This is a genomic window from Flavobacterium sp. UBA7680, from assembly GCF_002482975.1.
GTDB lineage: Bacteria > Bacteroidota > Bacteroidia > Flavobacteriales > Flavobacteriaceae > Flavobacterium.
The window spans coordinates 1-3,149 of the sequence record NZ_DLHA01000001.1; the positions used below are offsets into that span (position 1 = coordinate 1).

Genomic DNA, 3,149 nt, shown 5'->3' on the forward strand with positions numbered 1-3,149 from the left:
CGTCCACAGTTCTACGTACGTACAACTGACGTAACAGGAGTTATTACTTTACCAGAAGGAGTAGAGATGGTAATGCCAGGAGACAACTTGACTATCAATGTTGCTTTATTAAGCCCAATCGCAATGAGCGTAGGTTTGCGTTTTGCTATCCGTGAAGGTGGTAGAACTGTAGGTGCAGGTCAGGTGACTGAAATCGTAGGATAATCCTATAACAAATTATAAAAAGCCAGTTGATTTTCTTAACGAAATCACTGGCTTTTAATTACGGGCGTAGTTCAAGGGTAGAATAGCGGTCTCCAAAACCGTTGATGGGGGTTCGAATCCCTCCGCCCGTGCAATAAAAATTATATCAAATGACAAAAGTTACTAATTATTTATCAGAGGCTTTCGAAGAATTAAAGTCAAATGTTACTTGGCCAGCTTGGGCTGAAGTTCAAAAATTGACAATTGTTGTGGCTGTATTTTCGATTCTGTTCGCTTTGGCAACTTGGGGAGTAGACGAATTTTTTGCAAAAGCTTTGGCTGGATTTTTTAACTGGTTAAAAGGATAATTTTTTTGTGATGGCAGATAATAATGTGAAAAAATGGTATGTGGTTAGAGCAGTAAGCGGCCAGGAAAACAAGGTTAAAGCTTACATCGAAACCGAGATTGCCAGACTAGGGATGGAGGATTATGTTTCCCAGGTTTTAGTTCCTACTGAAAAAGTAGTTACTGTAAAAGAGGGAAAAAAGATGTCCAAGGATAAAGTGTATTTTCCTGGATACGTTATGATTGAAGCTAACTTAGTTGGTGAGATACCTCATATTATTAAATCTATTACAAGTGTAATTGGTTTCTTAGGTGAGATTAAAGGAGGAGAACCTGTTCCTTTGAGATTATCTGAGGTAAATCGTATGTTAGGTAAAGTAGATGAGTTAGCTGTAAATACAGATACTCGTGCTATTCCTTTCAGCTTAGGTGAAACGGTAAAAGTGATCGATGGTCCTTTTAATGGTTTCAACGGTACGGTTGAAAAGATCAATGAAGAAAAGCGTAAACTTGAAGTAATGGTTAAGATTTTCGGAAGAAAAACTCCATTAGAATTGAGTTTTATGCAAGTTGAAAAAGTATAATTTTTTGTTACATATAATATCTATCACAATCGCTTCCAATTGATTGTGTATTAAATTTTTTAAAAATGGCTAAAGAAATTAGTAAGGTAGTTAAACTACAAGTTAAGGGAGGTGCTGCGAACCCGTCGCCACCGGTTGGACCTGCTTTAGGAGCTGCTGGGGTTAATATCATGGAGTTCTGTAAGCAATTTAATGCTAGAACTCAGGATAAACCTGGCAAAATTTGTCCAGTGCAAATCACTGTGTACAAAGACAAATCATTCGATTTTGTTGTTAAGACTCCTCCAGCAGCAGTTCAGTTAATGGAAGCTGCAAAGCTAAAATCTGGTTCTGGTGAGCCTAATCGTAAAAAAGTAGCTAGTGTTACTTGGGAACAAATTAGAGCTATTGCTGAAGACAAAATGCCTGACTTAAATGCTTTTACAGTAGAAAAAGCAATGAGTATGGTTGCTGGAACAGCTAGATCTATGGGTATAACTGTATCAGGAGATGCTCCTTTTTAATTAAGAAAAAGACATGGCAAAATTAACAAAAAAGCAAAAAGAGGCTGCTTCAAAAATTGAAAAGAACAAATTATACTCTCTAAAAGATGCTGCGGCATTATTGAAAGTTGTTGCTTCTGCAAAATTTGATGAGTCTGTTGATATCGCAGTGCGTTTGGGTGTTGATCCAAGAAAAGCGAATCAAATGGTAAGAGGTGTGGTAACTTTACCTCACGGAACAGGAAAGGATGTTAAAGTATTAGCATTGGTTACTCCAGATAAAGAGGCTGAAGCAAGAGAAGCTGGAGCAGATCACGTTGGTCTTGACGATTACTTACAAAAAATTAAAGATGGTTGGACAGATGTTGATGTTATCATCACTATGCCGGCTGTTATGGGTAAATTAGGTCCATTAGGTCGTATTTTAGGACCTAGAGGTTTAATGCCAAACCCTAAAACAGGTACTGTAACTATGGATGTTGCAAAAGCTGTTCAAGAGGTTAAAGCTGGTAAAATTGACTTTAAAGTTGATAAAACTGGTATCGTTCACGCAGGAATTGGTAAAGTTTCTTTTGGAGCTGAGCAAATTGTTGACAACGCACACGAAATTATTCAAACATTAATAAAACTTAAACCAACTGCTGCTAAAGGTACATACATTAAAGGTATCCACCTTACAAGCACAATGAGTCCTGCTATTGCATTGGATCCTAAAGCAGTATAATTGGTAGTTAAAAATTTTTAGTATGACTAGAGAAGAAAAATCAATCGCGATTGAAAATTTAACTGCGCAGTTAGCTGGTACAAATATTATTTATGTATCGGATATTTCTGGACTAAACGCAGAAACAACTTCAAACTTACGTAGAGCTTGTTTTAAAGCTGGTATTAAATTAGAAGTTGTAAAGAACACTTTGCTTGCAAAAGCAATGGAAGCTTCTTCTACAGATTATGGTGATTTACCTTCAGTTTTGACTGGTAATAGTGCTATTTTCATTTCTGATGTAGCTAATGCTCCTGGAAAAATCATTAAAGATTTCCGTAAGAAATCTGATAAACCAGTTTTAAAAGGTGCTTTTATTAACAATGAAATTTACATTGGAGATAATCAATTAGATGCATTAGCAACTATTAAATCTAAAGAAGAGTTACTTGGAGAACTTATTGGATTATTACAATCTCCAGCTCAAAGAATTATTTCTGCTTTACAAAACAAATTCGCTGGAAGCGAAGAAGGAACGGAAGCATAATAATCAAGACAGGGAAGCTTGCTTCCTTGTTGCTTAATTAGCGCACAATAAATAAATTATATTTTTACAAATCATTTTAAACGATAGAAAAAATGGCAGATTTGAAACAATTCGCAGAACAATTAGTTAACTTAACAGTTAAAGAAGTTAACGAATTAGCAACAATATTAAAAGACGAGTATGGTATCGAGCCTGCTGCTGCAGCTGTAGTAGTTGCTGCTGGTGGTGGAGAAGGTGCTGCTGAAGAAGCACAAACTGAATTTACAGTTGTATTAAAAGAAGCTGGTGCTTCTAAATTAGCAGT

General features: G+C 36.2%; 5 protein-coding genes, 1 tRNA gene and 2 pseudogenes. All 8 read left to right on the plus strand.

All coding sequences use genetic code 11. The features are described 5' to 3' along the window. Nucleotides 1-204, plus strand: a pseudogene (gene tuf, locus B3C18_RS00005) (elongation factor Tu); the annotation flags it as partial. Nucleotides 205-264: 60 nt separating this feature from the next. Then, nucleotides 265-335, plus strand: a tRNA-Trp gene (locus B3C18_RS00010). Nucleotides 336-353: 18 nt separating this feature from the next. Next, nucleotides 354-551 carry a preprotein translocase subunit SecE gene (gene secE, locus B3C18_RS00015; protein ID WP_008466927.1) on the plus strand — a complete coding sequence of 66 codons (198 nt, stop codon included), beginning with the start codon at nucleotides 354-356 and terminating at the stop codon, nucleotides 549-551. A 10-nt stretch (nucleotides 552-561) separates the two neighbouring features. Continuing rightward, a complete protein-coding gene (gene nusG / locus B3C18_RS00020) occupies nucleotides 562-1,113 on the plus strand; it encodes a transcription termination/antitermination protein NusG (protein ID WP_031456759.1) in 552 nt (183 codons plus the stop codon). Between the two features lie 65 nt (nucleotides 1,114-1,178). Beyond that, on the plus strand, nucleotides 1,179-1,616 hold the full coding sequence (gene rplK, locus B3C18_RS00025; protein WP_026713295.1) for a 50S ribosomal protein L11: 438 nt from the start codon (nucleotides 1,179-1,181) through the stop codon (nucleotides 1,614-1,616). A 13-nt stretch (nucleotides 1,617-1,629) separates the two neighbouring features. Continuing rightward, nucleotides 1,630-2,319, plus strand: a complete 690-nt coding sequence (gene rplA / locus B3C18_RS00030) for a 50S ribosomal protein L1 (RefSeq protein ID WP_012024013.1) — start codon at nucleotides 1,630-1,632, stop codon at nucleotides 2,317-2,319. 22 nt (nucleotides 2,320-2,341) lie between these two features. Next, nucleotides 2,342-2,845, plus strand: coding sequence for a 50S ribosomal protein L10 (gene rplJ / locus B3C18_RS00035; protein WP_291140456.1), 504 nt, complete (start codon nucleotides 2,342-2,344; stop codon nucleotides 2,843-2,845). A gap of 92 nt (nucleotides 2,846-2,937) precedes the next feature. After that, nucleotides 2,938-3,149 (plus strand): annotated as a pseudogene (locus B3C18_RS00040) (50S ribosomal protein L7/L12); the annotation flags it as partial.

Bases quoted from the DNA above. Each gene is read 5' to 3' on its own strand.
- rplJ (WP_291140456.1), top strand. From the start codon at position 2,342: ATGACTAGAGAAGAAAAATCAATCGCGATTGAAAATTTAACTGCGCAG.
- secE (WP_008466927.1), top strand. From the start codon at position 354: ATGACAAAAGTTACTAATTATTTATCAGAGGCTTTCGAAGAATTAAAG.
- rplK (WP_026713295.1), top strand. From the start codon at position 1,179: ATGGCTAAAGAAATTAGTAAGGTAGTTAAACTACAAGTTAAGGGAGGT.
- rplA (WP_012024013.1), top strand. From the start codon at position 1,630: ATGGCAAAATTAACAAAAAAGCAAAAAGAGGCTGCTTCAAAAATTGAA.
- nusG (WP_031456759.1), top strand. From the start codon at position 562: ATGGCAGATAATAATGTGAAAAAATGGTATGTGGTTAGAGCAGTAAGC.